Annotated in this window: 1 protein-coding gene; it reads left to right on the top strand. The window is 55.4% G+C overall.

Going from position 1 to position 3,010, the window contains the following annotated elements; all coding sequences use genetic code 11:
- Window positions 1-44: 44 nt before the first annotated feature.
- Window positions 45-3,010, top strand: a 2,966-nt coding sequence (locus AC1DRJ_RS22990) for a dermonecrotic toxin domain-containing protein (protein ID WP_477804173.1), incomplete at its 3' end; no start/stop codon positions are given.

Here is a 3,010-nt window from a genome sequence, read left to right as displayed (position 1 = left end):
ACTTACGACTGGTAGAGATCACCCGGCATGAGAAGGAGCCGGGCGTGGGTCTGCCTGCATGGCGCGAAACACCTGTGGAAAATCCGCGCCTGCACTTTGGCACGCTTCGCTTTGAGGACGACCGCGACACTCGTTTCAAGGGCGCTCTCTGGGTGTATCTCTATCAACAACAGCAAAACAAGATTCTCAACGATGCTCGCGAACTGGCTATTTCCACAGACTATGCCGATCGTATGGAACGTTGGGCCTGGTTCGATAACCTGGAAAAAATAATCTCCGACATTTTCAATGTCGTACTGATGGTCGTGACGCCATTTGTTCCAGGGCTGGGCGAGGTGATGATGGTTTACATGGCCTTTCAATTGGTCAGTGAACTCGTCGAAGGTGTCATCGATCTTGCCGAAGGGCTGTATCTGGAAGGGACCGAGCATCTGATCGGCTTTACCGAAAGCCTTATTCAGCTGGGCACCTTCGCCGCAGGCATGAAAATCGGGACAGAGGTGGTATTGCCCAAGCTTTCATCCTTCATCGAGTCGTCAAAAGTGGTGACGTTGGCCGATGGAAGCCAGCGTCTGTGGGGGCAGGATCTTGAGCCTTACCGGAAAAAGAACCTGACGCTGGGTGCTGACTCAAGGCCCGACGACCGGTGGCTGCATCAGCATGAAGGCAAACTGATTCTGAACCTGGATTCTCGCTACTACGAGCTCAGGAAGGACCCCCAGAGCGCAAAACACAGGGTTCAGCATCCGTCCCGCCTGGACGCCTATCAGCCCGCGGTTGAGGGCAATGGCGCCGGCGCATTCGTGATCGAAGGCGAGCAGCCTCATCTATGGAGTGACGATACGTTGATGGTGCGCCTTGGTGCGCCGATTGACGGGCTATCGGATGCGTACGCTGACATTCGCACTGTCAGTCGAACCGATGCCGCGGCGATACGCCGGATGTATGTCGGCAATGAGCGTCCATTGCCCTTGCTCAGGGATACAGTGACCCGGTTCAGGATCGACCGTGATATCCGGACGTTGATCGAACAGCTTGGCAGTGATCAACCGCACGTCTATTTAAAAGCCGACCCCGCCCTTCAGTTTCAAGTCTTGCAGGACTTATGGACTGGCAAAGCGATGGAGTTGAGCAATAGCAATGGCGACGTTATCGGCTCGCTCGGTGACTCCAGCATGCGGCCCATTCGCATTGATGCCAAACGGCTGACCGACGGCGATTTGCTCAAGACGTTGCTGTCTCACCTGGATGAGGGTGAAATCAAAACACTGATGAATAACGAGTTTGGCGCGCCGAACTTGAGTTTCGATGCTCAGGCCGTGCGCTTGCGAGCCATGCTCGTCAAACAGGCCAACCGCAGGCGAACGTCGTTATTCGACCGGCGTTACCGGGAATTTGAGCGTCACTGGAATGTCGATGTGCAAAGAGTCCGGGGGCTCGTGCCTGACTTGCCGGGTTCTGTCGCTCAAGAGGTATGGGCGCTGGCAACGCGTTCCGAACGGCTGGTCATCGCGCAAGGTCAATTGCCCGTCCGACTCAAGAACTTCTCCCTCTGGGGACTCCAGGAAGTAAGAGTCTCTCGCGCATACGAAGGTTTGTATCTGGACTCGGTCGACAATCCGGATACGCGCAGCCTGATCATGCATTCGCTGGAAGAACTGCCGGGCTGGAATCATGGCGTACGCATTGAGGTCGTCCGTTTCGAATACGGTGGTCGGGTGCTGGACATTATTGGCCGGGATGACGCAACGATCCGGCGTACGCTCGTCGAGCGCGAGGACTCGACCTATCAGGCCTACGACGATGAAGGCAATACGCTACATGCCCCTTGCGACCTTCACTCATCGCTCTTGCATGCGCTGCCGGACGCGGAACGTAGCCGCTTAAACATCAACATCGGCGAGGGTCGAAAACTTGAACAGGCCCTGAGTGCGCGAGCATTGAAGCCGTATCGCTTGCTCAAGGTCCTTGCCGACCTGCCGGTCCTCGATCGGCTCACCTACGATCCTCAGCTCATGCGATTGCGTGGTGGCGCACCGACTGTTGCGGGAGAGGTGGCGGGCTTGCTGGAAATCCAGGGCTTCTATGCGAACGATCTCGTGGCGGGTGCGTTTGATCCGGCAGCTTCGCAGGTCGAAAAATATAACTACCTGCGCGGTCTTAAATTGATGCACGAAAGTTTTCCCGACGGGGACTTGCTTGCTCTGCGCAATGCGCTGTTCGATGCGAACACGGCGGGTGATCTGGACGCCAACCTGCGAACGGTCCAAAGCATTGAAGTATTGCCTGATCTGAAAAAGCTGATGTTGGATGAGCAATTCGACGCTTTGGTTGGGCGTCTATTTGGCGAGCAGGGTTTGGTCCCACTCACGGAGTCCGAGCGAAACCTGGGTATTAATGCTCGCAATCTGGAACAGACCGGTTTTACCGTCGAGTATCAATCCTTGTTACGCACCGTTAGAGACAACACCGTGCAGCCAAGCCCGGCGCTGGCCGATTTACTCACCTATGGCGAAGACTTGTTCACTGACGTAACAGCAACCGACGTACCGATCGAGGTCACTGCCCAAACGTTGGCTGATCTGCAAATGGCTCAGCGCGCGATCTATCGTGCCAAAGAACTCTTACCCCTGTCCGGAAATCAGTTGCCGAGCATCTGGGAAAAAGGTGGTTCGGCGATCGCGAAAATCAAAGGCCTCAGGGAGATGAATCTGGAGGAGGGTGGATTCACCGCCAGACTGACTATCGCTGAAGCCGCTCGCAAAGCCATCGACATCAAGGGCGGTAACTGTTCGGAAAACTCAAAGGTCACGTTTTCGATTCTTGCCAGCCAGCCCCGAAGCTCGAAAATCCATATCGTCAATGCGACTGAATCCGATCATCAATATGTGGTGATCGGCGACGATATAAGTAAGCCGGAGCAGCTTGTCGTAGCCGATTCGTGGCCCGAGTTTCCGGCAGCACATTTAGCCTGCAAAGGCTACTTCAGTTTTTCATTGCCGGTGGTGGC

Source organism: Pseudomonas sp. P5_B2 (assembly GCF_056400445.1).
Note: the sequence above shows the minus strand (reverse complement) of the source record. Positions and strands in the feature narration are given on the sequence as shown.